The 17,184-nt window shown below is 48.5% G+C and carries 14 protein-coding genes; 9 read left to right on the top strand and 5 right to left on the bottom strand.

Annotation, left to right across the window (positions count from 1 at the left end; genetic code table 11):
* Positions 1 to 30: 30 nt before the first annotated feature.
* The 3 genes from LQ567_RS05790 to LQ567_RS05800 all read left to right on the top strand — a co-directional run bounded on the left by LQ567_RS05790 (position 31) and on the right by LQ567_RS05800 (position 6,255).
* A complete protein-coding gene (locus LQ567_RS05790; protein ID WP_231003169.1) occupies positions 31 to 3,192 on the top strand; it encodes a ligand-binding sensor domain-containing protein in 3,162 nt (1,053 codons plus the stop codon).
* A 112-nt stretch (positions 3,193 to 3,304) separates the two neighbouring features.
* Positions 3,305 to 5,188, top strand: coding sequence for a beta-N-acetylhexosaminidase (locus LQ567_RS05795; RefSeq protein WP_231003170.1), 1,884 nt, complete (start codon positions 3,305 to 3,307; stop codon positions 5,186 to 5,188).
* Positions 5,189 to 5,460: 272 nt separating this feature from the next.
* Positions 5,461 to 6,255 carry a response regulator gene (locus LQ567_RS05800; protein WP_231003171.1) on the top strand — a complete coding sequence of 265 codons (795 nt, stop codon included), beginning with the start codon at positions 5,461 to 5,463 and terminating at the stop codon, positions 6,253 to 6,255.
* On the opposite strand, the gene LQ567_RS05805 is transcribed toward LQ567_RS05800, so the two are convergent.
* A complete protein-coding gene (locus tag LQ567_RS05805) occupies positions 6,252 to 7,484 on the bottom strand; it encodes a BaiN/RdsA family NAD(P)/FAD-dependent oxidoreductase (RefSeq protein ID WP_262909555.1) in 1,233 nt (410 codons plus the stop codon). The two genes, LQ567_RS05800 and LQ567_RS05805, sit on opposite strands and share 4 nt — an antisense overlap.
* Before the next feature lie 94 nt (positions 7,485 to 7,578).
* Between LQ567_RS05805 and LQ567_RS05810 the strand changes: the two genes are divergently transcribed.
* From LQ567_RS05810 to LQ567_RS05820, 3 genes are all read left to right on the top strand, one after another.
* The gene (locus tag LQ567_RS05810) at positions 7,579 to 8,010 is read left to right on the top strand and encodes a hypothetical protein (RefSeq protein WP_231003173.1); all 432 of its coding nucleotides are present in this window, start codon (positions 7,579 to 7,581) and stop codon (positions 8,008 to 8,010) included.
* Positions 8,011 to 8,208: 198 nt separating this feature from the next.
* Complete coding sequence (locus tag LQ567_RS05815; RefSeq protein ID WP_231003174.1) at positions 8,209 to 8,919, top strand: M15 family metallopeptidase; 711 nt, start codon at positions 8,209 to 8,211, stop codon at positions 8,917 to 8,919.
* A complete protein-coding gene (locus LQ567_RS05820) occupies positions 8,916 to 9,473 on the top strand; it encodes an AAA family ATPase (protein WP_231003175.1) in 558 nt (185 codons plus the stop codon). Before LQ567_RS05815 ends, LQ567_RS05820 begins: the two co-directional genes overlap by 4 nt.
* Positions 9,474 to 9,493: 20 nt before the next feature.
* Here the strand turns inward: LQ567_RS05820 and LQ567_RS05825 are convergent, their stop codons facing one another.
* From LQ567_RS05825 to LQ567_RS05840, 4 genes are all read right to left on the bottom strand, one after another.
* Positions 9,494 to 11,194, bottom strand: coding sequence for a sodium:solute symporter (locus LQ567_RS05825; protein ID WP_231003176.1), 1,701 nt, complete (start codon positions 11,192 to 11,194; stop codon positions 9,494 to 9,496).
* Complete coding sequence (locus LQ567_RS05830) at positions 11,191 to 11,328, bottom strand: hypothetical protein (RefSeq protein WP_231003177.1); 138 nt, start codon at positions 11,326 to 11,328, stop codon at positions 11,191 to 11,193. Before LQ567_RS05830 ends, LQ567_RS05825 begins: the two co-directional genes overlap by 4 nt.
* 133 nt (positions 11,329 to 11,461) lie before the next feature.
* A complete protein-coding gene (locus tag LQ567_RS05835; protein ID WP_231003178.1) occupies positions 11,462 to 11,641 on the bottom strand; it encodes a hypothetical protein in 180 nt (59 codons plus the stop codon).
* Positions 11,638 to 14,124: a PIG-L family deacetylase gene (locus LQ567_RS05840; protein WP_231003179.1), complete on the bottom strand. Its 2,487-nt coding sequence runs from the start codon at positions 14,122 to 14,124 to the stop codon at positions 11,638 to 11,640. The genes LQ567_RS05835 and LQ567_RS05840 overlap by 4 nt, the downstream gene beginning before the upstream one ends.
* Before the next feature lie 215 nt (positions 14,125 to 14,339).
* On the opposite strand from LQ567_RS05840, the gene ggt reads away from it, so the two are divergent.
* The 3 genes from ggt to LQ567_RS05855 all read left to right on the top strand — a co-directional run bounded on the left by ggt (position 14,340) and on the right by LQ567_RS05855 (position 17,167).
* The gene (gene ggt / locus LQ567_RS05845; RefSeq protein ID WP_231003180.1) at positions 14,340 to 16,067 is read left to right on the top strand and encodes a gamma-glutamyltransferase; all 1,728 of its coding nucleotides are present in this window, start codon (positions 14,340 to 14,342) and stop codon (positions 16,065 to 16,067) included.
* A gap of 93 nt (positions 16,068 to 16,160) precedes the next feature.
* Positions 16,161 to 16,691, top strand: coding sequence for a DUF1572 family protein (locus LQ567_RS05850; RefSeq protein WP_231003181.1), 531 nt, complete (start codon positions 16,161 to 16,163; stop codon positions 16,689 to 16,691).
* Positions 16,692 to 16,693: 2 nt separating this feature from the next.
* A complete protein-coding gene (locus tag LQ567_RS05855) occupies positions 16,694 to 17,167 on the top strand; it encodes a GAF domain-containing protein (protein ID WP_231003182.1) in 474 nt (157 codons plus the stop codon).
* The last annotated feature ends 17 nt before the right edge of the window (positions 17,168 to 17,184 follow it).

Genomic DNA, 17,184 nt, shown 5'->3' on the forward strand with positions numbered 1-17,184 from the left:
TTATGTACGTTTGAAAAAAATCAATTCCGGTTGTACACCCGTATCATTTGTTTCCTGCTGTTGTGCCTGGGGAGCGCGTTTTCCCTCCGGGCGCAGCATTATTATTTTGAACACTTCCAGGTGGAAAGGGGCTTATCGAACAATACCGCCACCTGCGTTATCCAGGACAAAAAAGGGTTTATCTGGATCGGCACCAAGGACGGTTTGAACCGTTTTGACGGCTACAGCTTTAAAGTATTCCGCAATATAGCCGGCGATAGTACCAGTCTTGGAAATAATTCGGTATGGCAGCTGCATGCGGGAAAAGACGGAACGATCTGGGTAGGTACGGAGCATGGTATTTATGCATACAACCCCGAGAATGAAACCTTTGCGCACTTACGCAATACACCACGGCAACTGGTACGGGGCATTGCAGAAGATCAGCAAGGCAATCTCTGGTTTGTGGTCAACTTTAAGCTTTACCGGTTTCCTCCTCATGGTAACGAAGCCCGGCTGATTCAGGGAGCAGGGCTGGATCTTTGTACCACGCTTACCATTACCAATAACAACCAGCTTTGGGTGGGCACCCTATCGGGCATGCTGGGCCGCTACGATACAACAACCGGCCGCTTCCGCTTCCGGTCGGTTTTTGATCACTCGCGCCCGGCCGTTTCCACCTGGCTGGAACGGATCTATGACACCGGGGAAGGGTATTTCCTGGTGGGCACCGCCACACAGGGTATTAAAAAGTTTGATACAGCCACGGAAACCTACACCGACCTGCTCACCTATAACACCGATAATACAGAAATCTATGCCCGGGATTTTGTACGCTCAAAAGCAGGCGAGTACTGGATCGCAACAGAAAGCGGTATTTATATTTACAACACGCAGCAACAACAATTTACCAACCTGAAAAAAAATTACCAGAGTCCTTATGCGCTTACAGACAATGCTGTTTATTCTTTTTGTAAAGACCGGGAAGGCGGCATCTGGATCGGCACCTATTTTGGCGGGATCAATTATTATCCAAAGGAAAATCCTGTCTTTGAAAAATATTTCCCGGGGAGTAGCCCCGGCTCGCTGCGTGGCAATGCCGTCCGGGAAATCACATCCGATAACCAGGGGCATCTGTGGATCGGAACAGAAGATGAAGGACTCAATAGGTTTGACACGGCCTCGGGTGTCTTTACAAACTTTAAACCAACCGGTAAAAGTACCGGGATAGCGCATACCAATATCCACGGGCTGCTGCACGATGGGAACCGGCTCTGGATCGGCACCTTTGAACACGGCCTGGATCTGATGGACCTGCGGACCACGTCCGTGATCCGGCATTTTACCGCAGGACCAACGCCCAACGACCTGCGCAGTAACTTTATTCACAGTTTATATAAAACATCCGATAACCGGGTATGGGTTGGCACTTCCAACGGCATTTACATTTACAACGAGCAGGACAATCATTTTATTTCTCCCGGCTACTTCCCCCGCGGCGGCTTCTACTCCAGTATACTGGAAACAACCGATGGTACCATCTGGGCCGGCACTTTCCAGGACGGGCTGCATTATTATAATGCCCGGAGAAATATTTTCGGCCGGTTGCAGGTTATCCAGCAGGGTAAAGACCGGCTTGCAGAGAACCGGATCACTTCCATTCATGAATCATCCGACAAAACGCTCTGGATCGCAACCGAAGACGGCCTGTACAATCTTGATCCCTCCACAAAAAAGATAAAGATCTACACTACGGCAACCGGGCTTCCCAGCAATCTTATTTACACCATTACGGAAGATGACCGGCGCCGGCACTGGATCACCACTTCCAAAGGGCTGGTGCTGCTGGACCCACAGAACAATATCCTTCGCACGTTTACCAAAACGAGCGGGTTGCTGGGCGATCAGTTCAATTATTCGTCCGGGTTCAAAGCACCCGATGGCCGTATTTATTATGGCAGTGTAAAAGGAATGATCAGCTTCAACCCCGCGGACCTGGAACCCGACAATTATAGTCCACCGGTTTATATCACCAACTTTTCGGTATTTAACGTTCCACTCACTATTTCTGCACAGGAAGGTGCCCTATCCCAATCATTGCTGCTCACCCGCCACATTACCCTCGCGCATGATCAATCTACCTTCAACATCGATTTTGCCGCCATTAATTTTACGGCTCCCGACAATGTGGAATATGCTTATAAACTGGAAGGCCTGGATAAAGAATGGAATTATATAAAAACCAACCGGAGTGTTTACTTTACCAATCTGCCTTATGGTGAATATTTGTTTAAAGTGCGCTCCACCAACAGCAGCGGCCGTTGGCAAAACAATGAGCGTACCCTTCGCATCACGATCCGTCCGCCGTTGTGGAAAACACCCTTTGCCTATTTGCTCTACCTCCTATTGGCGGGATCGGCCACCTACCTGTTCGTTCGCAGTTACCGCCGCAACCTGGCTGCGAAGCAAAAAAGAAAAATGCAGCTGTACGCTATGCAGAAAGAAAAAGAACTGGTAGAATCAAAGATCGATTTCTTTACGAAAGTGGCACATGAAATACGCACTCCGCTCACACTTATAAAAGCGCCGCTGGAAAAAATTTCGGGGCAAATCATCAAAACACCTCAAACCGAAAAATACCTCAACAGTATGAATAAAAACACGGAGCGATTGCTGGAGCTGACGAACCAGCTGCTCGACTTCCGTAAAATTGAGGAAAAGCAACTTGCCCTGAACTTCAGCAGAACCAATATTCCGCAATTGTTAACGGATATATGGAACAGCTTTCAACCAACCGCCGAAAATAAGCATACCGATTTCCGGATCTCGGTTCCTGCCCATGCTTTTGAGGCCTTTGTAGACCGCGATGCCTTTATAAAGATCATCAGCAACCTGCTGAACAATGCTCTTAAGTACGGCAAGCAAAATGTATACACCAAACTAACCGTTCCCGACGATAAAGGGCATTTTAAAATTACTATCTGCAATGACGGAGATCCCATCCCCTTTGCCGACCAGCAAAAGATCTTTGAGCTGTTCTTCCGTTCAAAGCGTACGGGATTCATTGCGGGAACCGGTATCGGCCTGTATCTTGCCAAGTCGCTTACGGAATTACACCAGGGAAGCATCCGCCTGGTAAACGATGAAAAACAGGTTTGCTTTGAACTGGTATTCCCCGATCACCTGGAAATGGCATCGCAGAACAACCCTTAAAAAATGCTATCCGGTTATAAGGCCTGTAATATTATACAACCAATTTATCATAGTTTTTACCTGCAGTTTAATTAAATTTACCGCTTATTCTCCATTTGAACGATTTACACATATGAAACAACGACTTGCATTTGTAACGATTGACAACAAACCTGTATTGCATTTTTTACTTTTACTTTGCTGCTTTTTCGCATGGGACCATGCAGCGGCTCAAATAAAAAATGAACCGGCGATTATCCCCCGGCCTGCAGTTATAACTACCCAGCCGGGCTTCTTCCAGTTGAACGCCGCCACGAAAATCGGCGTTCCCTCCGGTAACGCACCCGCCCGGAAACTGGGCGAGTTGCTATCGCAGGCCATAAAAGATCAAACCGGGCTTTTGATTCCGGTAGCAGAAAAAAATGGTCCTGCATCCAACACGCTTTTTATTGACCTCGGCAAACCCGATTCAATGGGTAAAGAAGGCTACCAGCTAACCGTTCAAAACAAGTCGATCGTACTCCGCGCATCCGAAAGCAATGGTGCTTTTTACGGGATACAGACCTTGTTGCAGTTGCTGCCTTCCGGGCAGAGTGCGTTAACAACGCGACCTGTTCCTATTCCAGCCGTAACGATTATTGACCGGCCGCGTTTTGAATGGCGGGGACTGATGCTGGATTGCGGTCGCTATTATTATTCCATGAACTTTTTAAAAAAGCTGATCGACTATATGGCGATGCATAAAATGAACGTGTTTCACTGGCATCTTACAGAAGACCATGGCTGGCGGCTTGAAATCAAAAAATATCCGAAACTGACAGATATCGGAGCCTGGAGAACCACTACGGAATTTTCCCAGGGACGGTTAAACGGCACCCCCACCGGTGGCTATTATACCCAGGAACAGGCCAAAGAACTGGTGGCCTATGCGGCAGCCCGTTATGTAACCATTGTGCCCGAAATCGAAATGCCCGGTCATGCTTCTGCTGCATTGGTGGCGTACCCGGAGTTATCCTGTACCGGTGGCCCCTTTAAAACGCTAACGCGCTGGGGCATCCAAAAAGAAATTTTCTGTGCGGGGAATGAAAAAACATTTGCGTTCCTGGAGGACGTGCTTAAAGAAGTAACGGCCATTTTTCCGGGAGCCGTTATTCATATGGGGGGCGATGAAGCACCTAAGGACCGCTGGAAAAGTTGCCCCAAGTGCCAGCAACGGATCCGCGATGAGCACCTGAAAGATGAACACGAATTACAGAGCTATTTTGTAAAGCGCGTTGAAAAAATATTTACCGCTCAAAAAAGGAACTACATCGGCTGGGATGAAATTCTTGAGGGCGGGTTGGCTCCTAACGCCTGGGTGATGAGCTGGCGGGGTATCAAAGGCGGTATTGAAGCTGCCCGGCAGCGGCATAATGTGGTGATGGCGCCTTACGATTATTACTATCTTGATTATTACCAGGGGAAACCCTCACTGGAGCCCAATGCCATTTTTGATCATGCAATCAATACACTGGAAAAAGTGTACGGCTTTGAACCCTGCCCCCAGGAGTTAACGGCGGAAGAAGCCCGTTTTATAAAAGGCGTGCAGGGAAATGTGTGGAGTGAATTCATTCATACACCCGAGAAAGTGGAATACATGACCTTTCCCCGGGCGGCCGCGATTGCTGAAACCGGATGGACCCCAAAGGAACGGAAACATTGGACCGACTTTGCCCGGCGGATGGAAACACAATACCAACGCTATGACGGGCTGAATATCAATTATGCAAAAAGCGCCTATAATGTATGGCAGACCACCGTTCTTGACAGTGTGACCAATACCGCCGCGATCAGTTTCAAAACCAATAGTTATCAACCTGAGATCCGTTATAGTACGGATGGCAACGAGCCTACCGCTCAATCTACATTATATACAGGTCCCTTTAAGGTGAAGGCACCTGTACTGATCAAATCTGCAACATTTAAAAACGGAAAGATGATCAGCAAAGTGTATGAAGAAGCCGTACTCAGAAAATAAAAGCGAAAAAGTTCCATTCATCCGGATCATAAAATGCAATCAATAAGGCGATAAAAGAACCGGTTTGTTTCATCGCTGGAGGATGTTAATTTTCCGCCGGTTCTGCGGGAATATGATGAAACAAGTCGTAATTTTCCGCAGGGATATGCAAATAAAAATGCACCGCAGACCCCAGCCTGTTGTTTTCCAGGTTTGATCTGTGAAAAATCAGCGCTGGCCTGCGGAAGCGGTACAACCCGCAATGATTAAAACAATTTCAAATTTTAAAAAACTTGAATCGCACAGAGAACAGTAATCCACCTTCCCATACATTTACCCTTTTGCTGGTAGATGATAACGAGGAGATCCTTGACTTCCTGAAAGATGACCTGGAAGAAAAATATACCGTTCTCACTGCTACAAACGGACATGAAGCATTGAGCCAGCTAAATGCACATATCGTGCACCTGATCATCAGCGATATCATGATGCCGGAAATGGATGGACTGGAATTTTGTGATTACGTAAAATCACATTTCGAATGGAGTCATATCCCCATTGTATTACTGACGGCCAAAAACACCCTGCAATCAAAAATAGAAGGGTTGGATGCGGGTGCGGATGCTTACATCGAAAAACCCTTTTCACCGGAGCATCTGAATGCGCAGGTGGCCAGCCTGCTGAGCAACCGGGTGAAATTGAAAGATTATTTTGCCCAGTCGCCGCTGACGCATATAAAAACCATGGCGCATACAAAGATGGATGAACAGTTTTTAGAGAAGCTGCAACAACTCATTGAAGCGCATTTATCCGATACACTCCTGGATGTAGAATTCCTGGCGCAGCGGCTCAACATGAGCCGGCCAACTCTTTACCGGAAAATAAAATCCATTTCAGATCTTTCACCCAATGAAATGATCAATCTCACACGGCTCAAAAAAGCGGCCTTGCTGATCAGCCAGGGGCACCATCACATGAATGAAATTGCGGAAACAGTGGGTTATAATTCCCTTACGCAGTTTGGACGCAACTTTCATAAGCAATTTGGCATGACTCCAACCGATTATGCAAAAAAGATGAATGGCTAACCTGCAGACCGCTGTACAAGCGCACGGGCGGCCGCGAAACCGGAACTCCAGGCATGCTGAAAATTATATCCCCCGGTAATTCCGTCCACATCGATCACCTCACCTGTAAAAAACAGTCCCGGTACTTTTTTGCTCATCATTGTTTGCGGATCCAGTTCCGCAAGGGTAATGCCGCCTGCGGTAACAAATTCTTCTTTATAGGTTGTTTTCCCTCCTACCGGCAATTCGAAAGCACCGATATTCCGGATCAGCAGGTTTTGATTTTTTGAAGGAAGATCGGCCCAGCGTTTCTGTGCATCAATACCAGACTGCTCCAGCAAAAATTCCCATAAACGGTTTGGCAATCCCAGTTGATTTTTGCTGCCCACCTTTTGTGCCGCCTTTTCTAACCGCCATTGGCCCATGCGCTCCCTTAATAAAGGCTCCGGAATTTCCGGTAACCAATTGATAACCGCCCTGAAGCTCCAGTTCAACGCGGCCAGTTCACGGGCACCCCAGGCACTCAGCCGCAATACAACCGGGCCGCTGATGCCCCAATGCGTGATGAGTAACGGCCCGCGCTGCTGCAGTTTGGTGCCTGTAACCATAACTTTGGCATCGGCTACGCTTACGCCCATCAATGCAGTAACCGGATGGCGGGGACTGTTAAATGTAAATAAAGAAGGAACCGGTTCCGCAATGGAATGCCCCAGGTCCTCCAGCCATTGGAACTGTGCCGCTTTGGGAAACCCGCCGCATGCCACACATACATAATCGCAATGGAATGTTTCTTTTGCAGCCGTATGGATGGCAAAACCGGCATCTGTTTGTTCAAGAGCCGTTACCCCGCACTGCATGCGGATCTCTACGCCATAGCGGCCCGCCTCTTTCAATAAGCAATCGATAATCGTTTGCGAGGAATCCGATACCGGAAACATACGCCCGTCTGCTTCCGTTTTCAATGCTACCCCCCGTTCTTTAAACCAGGCGATGGTATCGCTGGTAAAAAACTGGTGAAACAGCTTTTTTACAAAATGACCACCCCGCGGGTAACGCCGGGTCATTTCTGCAATATCATAACAGGCATGGGTAACATTGCAACGCCCGCCGCCGCTGATCTTTACCTTTGATAACAGTTTATTGCTTTTTTCTAGGATAACCACCCTAAGGCCCGGATCCATACGCGCCGCATTAACCGCACAAAAAAATCCTGAAGCCCCGCCCCCAATGATATAGACCGTTTTTCCCAATTTCCAATTTTCGTCAAAGATAAGACACCGCGTTTTTAGTAATCCCGTCCGGATTACTTAACTTTATGGCTACTGATTTTAAACATCCACTACTATGAGCAAAGCAAGGTATCTAATCGGGTGCATGATTGGTTTGCTGATCCATACCCTGGCAGGGGCACAAAAATTACCGGATTTAGGCGATACCTGGCAGGGATCAATTTCCGGTGATTCCTCTTTTATGCACTTTAACGATAATTATCCAACCGTTCAGCTGTTTGTTGACTCTGTAAGGTATACCGTAGCGGTTGATACAAAAAAAGGGAACCTGGTCAAATGCATTTTTAGCACCGACAAACGGTTTACACTTCATGGTGATACGGTGCTTGGGAAGCCCCTGAACACATTCAAGAACAAGGATCGTGCAAAATACTACAGAGGTCATGGTTATTTTGTACCGCTGGATGAGGACTGGTATGCGGTGTTTCATTTTAACGCCACATCGAACACATCCCGGTGTATTGCGGTACTTAAAGACCGGCTTTAAAGCCTCCTCTTTTATCCAGCTGTTTCCCTGTAGCCCGTTCAAACACCGTTCAGACCTCCTATCCTTATTGGTTTATTATGCTAGCCTGTATCCCTGTCAGCCGGCAAAACAGCTATGCGCGCCCCCTTTTATTTCCGTAGCCGGCAGCGCCAATCAAAAACTATTTGTCATTTTATGAACTTGTAATATTTTCCTGGTATGAATCAGCAATACATTTCTTTTTATAAACGCACCTGTTTTCTTATCGTATGCTGGGCAGCGTTGTCTTGTTCTGCTCAATCCTATTCCTTTCCTATACTACGGTCCGGAAACGAATACCGGGCGGCTATCCGTAAAAACGCTGATAACCGCCTGGTGGAATTAAAAAGCCGTATACCCGGCCTGGTTTATGATCTCCGGTATGCAACCACCGATAATTTCATGCACCGGCGCATGTACCCCGCAGGTACGCGTATTAGTTTTATGCGAAAACCCGCAGCCGAAGCACTGGCAGCGGTACAGGCAGAACTACGGATGCAAGGTTTGGGCATAAAAATATTTGATGCGTATCGCCCGTTTGGCGTTTCCGAAAAATTCTGGGAACTGGTAAAAGATGAACGGTACGTGGCCAATCCCGCAAAAGGAAGCAACCATAACCGCGGAACGGCGGTAGACCTTACACTAATCGATCTGAAAACCGGCCAGGAATTACCGATGGGTACCGGGTTTGACAATTTTACCGATACCGCACATCATAGCTTTAAAGCGCTGCCTCCACAGGTGCTTCGCAACCGGGAACAATTAAAAGCCGTTATGGAGCGGCATGGCTTTAAGCCCCTCGATTCCGAGTGGTGGCATTATACGTATACGGCCGGCCTGTTTGAAGTGCTGGATCTTTCATTTAAACAACTGAACAAATACAATAAATGAACACCGATCATTTTTATATTCTCACCGGCGGACCGGGGTCGGGAAAAACCACATTGCTGACGGCACTGGAAGGGCCGCAATTTCAGGTGGTACCGGAAGTAGCCCGGCAGATCATCCGGGAACAGATGGCTGCGGAAGGGACAGCACTTCCCTGGAAAGACCAGGAGCTTTACACCCGGATGATGCTGGAACGGTCTGTAGAAAGCTACGCCGTAACACTGAAGCAGGCGCAACATAACCCGGATATGCGTTTTTTCTTTGACCGGGGTATACCAGACACGCTTTGCTATGCCACCCTTACCGGCCTGGGCATTTCTGCATATATGAATGATACGGCATGGAAACACCGCTATAACCCAACCGTATTTATGCTGCCGCCCTGGGAGGAAATTTATATAACCGACACGGAACGCAAACAAAGCTGGGAAGAGGCCGTTTTTACCTATGAGCAGCTGAAAGCTACCTATAACCGTTACCGCTACGAAGTGGTAGATGTTCCAACCGGTACCATCGAACAACGCCGCGGGTTTATCCTTAACACCCTGCGGAATTAATTCTTACCCAGATACCGGCATCAATTGCGGGCAGTTTGCAGTGGTGTGCGTAGTTGCAACAGAAAACTGATTCCCCATACCAGCAATGCGCCAATAGCGTTCAGCCACAGGAACCCGAGCGCAATTACCTTATATTCATTCAGGAAAAATAAAAGGACCACAATCAGTTCAGCAATAAGCGCCGCCCAGAATACGGCATTCCCTTTTATTCGTTTGCAGTAGAAGGCTACCAGGAAAATACCGAGAATGGTGCCATAGAACAGCGAGCCCAGTACATTCACCACTTCAATTAAACTATTGCCCCAATTGGAAACAAACATAGCCACTGCAATGCAAAAGAGCCCCCATAAAAGTGTATAGTTCTTTGAGATCCGGTATTCTTTTTCTTCCGGGTACTTTTTTGCAGAAAACCGTTTATGAAAATCAATCACCGTACTGGAGGCCAGGGAATTCAATGCGGCGGCAATGCTGCCCCAACTGGCAAGAAAAATAATGGCAATGATCAGACCTACCAGTCCGGCCGGCAAATAGTCCACCACAAAATGCAGGAAAATATAGTTGGTATCATTATCTGCTCCGCCGTTATTTTTTACCAGTCCCTTGATCTGCACCCGCACCGCATCGGTTTCCTTTTGAAGTACCCGCAACTGCTGAAAAGCTGTTTCCTGCTGACCCGGATACAAGGCCAATGCGGCTTCTTTCCGTTGCTGGATGGATTGCAGCTCCTGTTTTAAATGATGCAGAGAGTCACTGTAAACCGATTGTTCCAGCCGTTTCAGCTCCAGTTCATTAAAAAATGCGGGGGCCTTATTGAACTGGTAAAATGTAAACACCAATACGCCGATCAATAAAATAAAGAATTGCATGGGCACCTTCACGATCCCGTTCATCAGCAGCCCAAGGCGGCTTTCGGTTAAATTGCGGGCAGTAAGGTAACGGCCCACCTGCGACTGATCGGTTCCAAAGTAGGATAACAACAGGAAAAAGCCGCCGATAACCCCGCTGAAAATATTGTACCGTTCGCCCCAGTCGAACCGGCCGTCTTTAAACCCCGTGGTGATCACATTCATTTTCCCAAGCTTTCCCCCTACCAGCAGTGCATCGCTGAAACCAATGCCCGGCGGCAGGTCTTTTACGATAAAATATCCCGCTGTAAACATAGCCCCGATGATGATCAGGAACTGGAAGGTTTGGGTGTAGGCCACTGCGCGGGCACCACCGGTAACCGTATAAATGATCAGCAACCCTCCCATGAACAGGTTGGTGAGGTAAATATTCCAGCCCAGCAATACCGATAAAATGATGGAAGGCGCGTAAATACTGATACCGGTGGAGAGCCCCCGTTGCAACAGGAACAGGAAGGAAGTGAGCGTTCGGGTCTTCAGATCAAAACGCTGCTCCAGGTATTCGTATGCAGTAAATACCTTAAGCCGGCTGAAAACCGGAACAAAGGATATACAAATAACAATAGCCGCCAGCGGTAATCCAAAGTAGTACTGGATAAAGCGCATACCGTCTGTATAGGCCTGACCCGGTGCCGCAAGAAAAGTGATTGCACTTGCCTGGGTGCCCATGATGCTCAACAGGATGAGGTACCAGGGCATACTGCGATTGGATAGAAAGTACCCGTCGAGATCACGCGTGGTACGGCTTTTATATACCCCGTAAAGGATAATGGCGGCTAACGTTATGATGAGTACAAACCAGTCAAGCGACTTCATGAATAGTTTTTTGTAATCCAGTAAAAGCAGGCGATCAGCAGCAAGAGCACCACGATCATAAGCACATACCATCTCGTCCACGACCCGAGCAAGGGCGCCCTATCCTCATCCGGTATGTTATTCCTGTTATGCATTCGTGTTAAATTAAAAATACTTCAGACGTCTGATATTAAATGTTAAACACAAACCGCTCCTGATCTCTATCGGGACAGCAACCCGAACCTGAAACTTGGAACTTGAAACCTGAAACTTGAAACCCTCACCCGCTCACCGCTTCGCCCGCAAACTATTCATAAATACGATTCCCAGCCCGATGATCAGCCCCAGCATCAGTCCCAGTCTTATTTTTTTTATAAGCGTTCCTACCACCAGTCCGATCACGATGGCCACCAAAAACGCCATCTCGCCCCGGCGGATCCCCATGAATTCCTTTTTCTTATCTGTCATTTACTTGTTGTTGAAGTTTGCGAATTTAGCGCAATAATATTTGCAAATAAACGAATAGCCCCCGGAACGGCCGCCGGCAGCTGCCGGAAGAATGCCAGTCCGCAATAGGTAAAATAGCCCTTCCCGTACTTACCCGTGAGCAAGGCTCCGGAATCCTCCTGTTCACCCGGGTCGTGCATCGCCAATACCGGTTTCAGCTCTGCATTCCACGCGGAACCATGATAGGTGCTGCGTTCCTGCACCCAGCCGGAAAAGTCTTCCCGGGTAATTTTATTCGGATAGTTGAGCACGGGCATGGAGGCATCGATAAAGCGTACCGCAGCCTGCTCATCGGTGATCCGGTTCCGGGAAATGGAAAAATCATAGGGGCCTATTTTTGCTTTTACAGGTCCGATATTATTATTGGTATTGTATTGTACAACCAGGTTTCCGCCGTTACGTACATAGGTCATCAACTGATCATAGGCATCATTTAACCATTCATGGATATTATACGCCCGCACACCGGTTACGATGGCATCAAATACCGAAAGGTCCGTTGCCATCAGCCGGTTCCGGTCCAGCAATACCACCTGGTACCCCATTGCCGTTAATACTTCCGGCACTTTATCGCCCGCCCCGGGTATATATCCGATCGTTTTCCCGGCTGTTTTCAGGTCGATATTGAGCAGCTTAACAGAATCCGTAAAGAAATAATTGATATAAGGGATATGATCGTAATGGATCGATTTGAGGGCCTGGGAATATTTTTTGGCCGGCGCCGTCTGATCCCATACCATTCCGTATACCGCGGTTACCGGCTGTTTCAGCTGGCGGTTACTTACCGGTATCTGCACACCTGCACCGGTGTCGGCAACAGCTGCAGCGTTTGCTTCCGGAAGTCCTGCCAGGCCAAAGCCCAGGTGCCCGGGAAGGGGTTTATTGATCACCGGTTGCAGTTTTATGGAACGGGTTTCCGTTGTTCCCTTTTGGAACAACACCAGTTTGGGTGATAGCTGAACGGCTACTTTGGGAGCAATAACCAACGGCTCGTATAACTCTCCCTTCACCGGATCCGCAAAATTATACAATACCGGTTCGGTAAAAGTAAACGGAACATCTTCAACCGCAATGGTTATTTCGGCCCTGTAAGCCGGAATGGCATCCGGGATTCCTATCTGTTGCTGATCCCGTACGGTATAGTTGGCGGGTGTCATCGGTTCGCGCAACCAGTACGGTTGTGTAAGGGCCGCTGTATCGGCAATCGTTACCGCCACCGGCTGGTTTACATTCCGGTTCTTTTCCAGTACCTGGTCTGCAGGCAGATCGCTTTTCCCGATCTTTATACCTTTGAGCTGCATCCGTATATTTGAGCGGTTGATCATATTCGCATTCAGTTTGATGGTTTCCCCGGGAAACACCATCTGCATACTGCTTGTGGCGCGTATAAACAATCCGCTGCACTGCCGGATCAGCTCCTGTACCTCTTCCATTTTTTTTTGTTTCCAGTAAGAGCCGGGTAAAGCGACCAGTTGCCGGTACAGGTCTACCAGCGGCTTCACCGATGCTTCAGGATTCAGAACAGAAAATTGTTCCTCTATTTTTTTTACCGCAGCCGCGATCTTTTGCCCCTCTGTACCGATACGGTTCCAGCTCAGATCCACGCCGTCCATAAGATCTTTTTCCGGTGCAGCACCACCGGTGGTTTTAAAGTATTCCCAGCTCTCGCCCCTGGTTCCGGCAGAACCAAATCCCTGGCTCTTATGCTGGCTTCTGCTGAGCGCAGCCATTTCCCCATAACTTTTCCCCAGCGGTGCATTGTAGCCGCCCGCATCAATTTTAAACTGCGAAGGATCGGTGGTATTGGTACCTCCGAAATTAAATGTATTCCATAGGATCCGCCGGGCCTGCCAGGGTTTCACATATTTTAACTGCTCCGGGTATTGCCGGGGATCTGCGGCCGCCTTAAAAGCATCATTGGCAAGAATCGCCGAAGCCGTATGATGCCCATGGCCACCCTCTCCCGTAGTTGGAAAGCGGGTAATGATCACATCCGGCTGAAATTTCCGGATCACCCATACCACATCGCTCAATACCAGCGCCCGGTTCCAGATGGTAAAGGTTTCCTCCGGATTTTTTGAAAATCCAAAATCAAATGCGCGTGTAAAAAATTGCTCCCCGCCGTCTATGCGCCGTGCCGCAAGCAGTTCCTGTGTGCGGATCAATCCCAGTTCGATCCCCTGCTCTTCCCCGATCAGGTTCTGACCGCCATCTCCGCGGGTCAGCGACAGGTAGCCGGTACGGTAAAACCGGTCATTTGCCAGGTAGGTGATCAGGCGGGTATTTTCATCATCCGGATGCGCGGCCAGGTAAAGAACGGAGCCCAACACATTCAGTTTCCGGATGCCCTGCAGGATCTCGCTGCCCGACCAGCTCCGCGGTCCCTGTGCAATGGCCGCTCCGCAAAAACATACTAAAAACAAAGAATACACAATACGCTTCATCTTACGAATATACAATGGAGAGTTGAGAATCGAGGTTCCAGAGTTTAGAATTGAGAATTGAGATTTGAGATTTGAGATTCCAGATTTGAGAATTCAGATTCGAGATTTCAGATTCGAGATTTCGGATCTGAGCTCGTATTGCTTTATATTATGCTTAGCTCAATTCTCATACCTCAATCAGAAACTTTTTTTACCTTCCGCTAAATTTTATCTCCATGCGTCACCTGATTGTTACCGGAACCCTGTTATTGTTAGCTGCCTGCACCGCCACCCAAAAAACCGGCAGGCCATCCGCGCCCGCTCCCGGTATCGATGCCTATCATTATAGTATTACAAAAAACAGTCATGCTTCGGGCGGAGCCGTTGTATCGGCACATCCGCTGGCCAGTCTTGCAGGCCTGGAGATGCTGAAGATGGGAGGCAATGCGGTAGACGCAGCCATTGCCACGCAATGGGCATTGTCGGTGGTATACCCGGGTGCCGGCAATATCGGCGGCGGCGGGTTTATGGTTGCCCGGCTGGCCAATAATGAAAAAATAGCACTGGATTACCGGGAGATGGCACCAGCTAAAGCCCATCGCGACATGTACCTCGACGATAACGGTAATGCCGTAGCCGAAAAAAGCTTAAACGGGCATCTTTCCTCCGGTGTACCAGGAACCGTGGCTGGTTTGTATGCGGCCCACCGGTATGCCCGCCTGCCCATGGAGGTACTGATACAGCCGGCCATTGATTTTGCAGAACATGGTTTTGCGATCACCGCAGCTGAAGCACATGGACTAAACGCCAACCGGGAAGACTTTCAAAAACTCAGCACGCGGCCTACTGCTTTTGTAAAAAAAGCCGCCTGGAAAAAGGGTGATACCCTCGTTCAAAAAGAGCTGGCGGCTACCTTGAAACGCATCCAAAAAGATGGCCGGCGGGGTTTTTATGAAGGGACCACCGCCCGTCTTATCGTTGAAGAAATGCAACGCGGCAATGGCATTATTAGTCTGGATGATCTGAAAGCCTACCAGGCAAAGCCGCGACAGCCGCTTCTTTTTATGTACCGCGGATACGAGGTCATTGGTATGCCCATGCCCAGTAGCGGCGGATTGCTGCTGAACCAGATGCTGAAGATGATTGAGCCCTACGATATCGGCGCCATGGGTTTTGCATCCCCTGCTGCCGTACAATTGATGACCGAAGCCGAACGCAGGGCTTATGCCGACCGCGCCCGCTATATGGGCGATGCTGATTTTGTACAGGTACCGGTTGCCGCACTTACCGGTGATGCCTACCTCAAAAACAGGATGAAGGATTATGATCCGCAAAAAGCCGGCAACAGCAAACAAACCGGAAGAGGTATAGTGCCCGGTTATGAAAGTGAGGAAACCACGCACCTGAGTGTTTTGGATAAAGAAGGGAATGCCGTGGCGGTAACCACTACCCTCAATAATAACTATGGCAGCAGGACCGTTGTAGGAGGTGCCGGCTTTCTTTTAAACGATGAAATGGATGACTTTAGTGCCAAGCCCGGCTCACCCAATCTTTTTGGTGCAGTAGGCGGAAAGGCCAATGCCATTGCACCTGGCAAACGCATGCTCAGCTCCATGGCTCCCACCCTGGTGTTAAAAAGCGGAAAGCCATACCTTGTAGTAGGCACACCCGGAGGAACCACCATTCCCACTTCTGTATTTCAAACAATCGTTAACATCATCGATTTTAAGATGAGCACGGATGATGCGGTAAACAAGCCAAAATTTCATCACCAGTGGCTGCCGGACCGCATCGATATTGAAAGCGGCTTTCCGGAAGCCACTGCTGCCGCGTTAAAAAAAATGGGTTATGAGCTATACGACCGTAAACAAATCGGCCGCACAGAGGTTATTAAAGTACAGCCGGACGGAACGCTCCAGGCCGTTGCGGATCACCGGGGTGATGACTCGGCCGCGGGGTTTTGAGAAGTTCCAAGTTTAAGGTTTCAGATACGGACCGCTTAAAATTACTCGCTTTCAAACGCCTGACTGATAACAGGTCATTATAAATTCAAAACAATGAACGAAGCACTATTTATACAAAGCGCCATTCAGCAGTTTAAAGACTATAAAGCGCTTGCAGAAAAAACATTTGCACAATTGAGCGATGCTGATTTTCATTTTCAGCCGGATGAAGCCAACAACAACCTCGCGGTAAACATCACCCATATGCATGGCAATATGCTTAGCCGCTGGACCAACTTCCTCACCGAAGATGGCGAAAAGGACTGGCGGAAAAGAGATGAAGAGTTTGAAGAACAACAACTGGACCGGGCTCATTTAATAACACTTTGGGAAGAAGGATGGCAGTGCCTGTTTAATGCCCTGGAATCATTGAAACCGGCAGACCTTGACCGGACGATTACCATCCGCACCAAGCCCTTAACGGTGATTGAGGCCATTCATCGCCAGTTGACACACTATGCCTATCATGTAGGGCAGATCGTTTTTATCGGCAAACATATCCGGAACGGTCAGTGGCAGAGCCTTTCCATAAAAAAAGGGGATTCAAAAGCATTCAATGAACAATTAAAATCCGGAACCCAGTAACCATGGCAGAAGATCTTACCATACATACAGGATCCAAGGAAGCGCAATACAGCGCCCTGCTTCCGCAGATTGAAGCCATCATAGCAGGAGAGCCCGATCTGATCGCCAATCTTTCCAATATAGCAGCGGCGCTAAAAGAACAGTTTCAGTGGTGGTGGGTAGGTTTTTACCTCGTCAAAAACGATGAGCTGGTACTGGGTCCTTTTCAGGGACCAGTGGCCTGTACCCGTATCCGGAAGGGGCGCGGCGTTTGCGGTGCCGCATGGGAACAGGCCGCAACGCTTATTGTGCCCGATGTGGAACAATTTCCCGGACATATCGCCTGCAGCAGTTTCTCAAAATCAGAGATCGTGGTACCCATTATACGCGATGGCCGTGTGATTGGCGTATTGGATGTGGATAGCGAAAAGCCCGATCATTTTGATACCGTGGACCAGCAATACCTCGAAACACTGGTCGGCCGTGTTCTTTTTTAAACTTTTTAAACCCATAT

Source organism: Niabella pedocola (assembly GCF_021044425.1).
Lineage (GTDB): Bacteria > Bacteroidota > Bacteroidia > Chitinophagales > Chitinophagaceae > Niabella > Niabella pedocola.

What these genes read in the sequence shown, in the direction of transcription:
- LQ567_RS05795 (WP_231003170.1), top strand. Translation starts at nt 3,305, where the DNA reads ATGAAACAACGACTTGCATTTGTAACGATTGACAACAAACCTGTATTG.
- LQ567_RS05810 (WP_231003173.1), top strand. Translation starts at nt 7,579, where the DNA reads ATGAGCAAAGCAAGGTATCTAATCGGGTGCATGATTGGTTTGCTGATC.
- LQ567_RS05815 (WP_231003174.1), top strand. Translation starts at nt 8,209, where the DNA reads ATGAATCAGCAATACATTTCTTTTTATAAACGCACCTGTTTTCTTATC.
- LQ567_RS05820 (WP_231003175.1), top strand. Translation starts at nt 8,916, where the DNA reads ATGAACACCGATCATTTTTATATTCTCACCGGCGGACCGGGGTCGGGA.
- LQ567_RS05825 (WP_231003176.1), bottom strand. Translation starts at nt 11,194, where the DNA reads ATGAAGTCGCTTGACTGGTTTGTACTCATCATAACGTTAGCCGCCATT.
- LQ567_RS05830 (WP_231003177.1), bottom strand. Translation starts at nt 11,328, where the DNA reads ATGCATAACAGGAATAACATACCGGATGAGGATAGGGCGCCCTTGCTC.
- LQ567_RS05835 (WP_231003178.1), bottom strand. Translation starts at nt 11,641, where the DNA reads ATGACAGATAAGAAAAAGGAATTCATGGGGATCCGCCGGGGCGAGATG.
- LQ567_RS05840 (WP_231003179.1), bottom strand. Translation starts at nt 14,124, where the DNA reads ATGAAGCGTATTGTGTATTCTTTGTTTTTAGTATGTTTTTGCGGAGCG.
- ggt (WP_231003180.1), top strand. Translation starts at nt 14,340, where the DNA reads ATGCGTCACCTGATTGTTACCGGAACCCTGTTATTGTTAGCTGCCTGC.
- LQ567_RS05850 (WP_231003181.1), top strand. Translation starts at nt 16,161, where the DNA reads ATGAACGAAGCACTATTTATACAAAGCGCCATTCAGCAGTTTAAAGAC.
- LQ567_RS05855 (WP_231003182.1), top strand. Translation starts at nt 16,694, where the DNA reads ATGGCAGAAGATCTTACCATACATACAGGATCCAAGGAAGCGCAATAC.